This window comes from Mesorhizobium sp. M0244 (genome assembly GCF_040321795.1).
GTDB lineage: Bacteria > Pseudomonadota > Alphaproteobacteria > Rhizobiales > Rhizobiaceae > Mesorhizobium.
Genome location: NZ_JAMYSE010000251.1, coordinates 1 through 503, shown reverse-complemented (window position 1 = coordinate 503; position 503 = coordinate 1). Strand labels below are relative to the sequence as shown.

At 55.7% G+C, this 503-nt stretch carries 1 pseudogene; it reads right to left on the bottom strand.

Annotated elements, in window-relative coordinates:
- Positions 1 to 310: pseudogene (locus NKJ08_RS38915) on the bottom strand (amidohydrolase family protein); the annotation flags it as partial.
- Between the last annotated feature and the right edge of the window lie 193 nt (positions 311 to 503).

Genomic DNA, 503 nt, shown 5'->3' with positions numbered 1-503 from the left:
CCATCAAACCACTTGCCGCGACTTGACCGCCATAGAGCGGATTACAGATTGCGATCTCGCAATTGAATTTATCCAGCGCCTGTTCTCGACAGCGAGCGAGGCTGACGCCCGGCTTTTCACCATCTTGCCGCCAGTCCGGACGGCATGACAGGGGCGCGCTCGGCGGATAGCTGGCCAGATCCATCTCGCCGATCGCGCGGCTGATAAATTGCTCCTGCCAATACTCGTCCATATAGGGGATCAGAGCATCGTTTCCCGGCACTGCGGGATGAATATCGCAATCGATTACCGATGTCGGCTTGTGGAGCATAAATGCCTCGTTTCCAGGAACTCTGCCATCTCGCGATGGATGGGGTCGATCTTCACAGATCGACGACCAGGTATGAGTCTTCGACCCTCACAGGGAAGGTTTCCGCTTTATACGGACCCTCGACCAATTCGGCTCCCGCAGCTATCGATACCGGGTATTGTTTCACTGATATTCGCCCCGGATCACACCATGA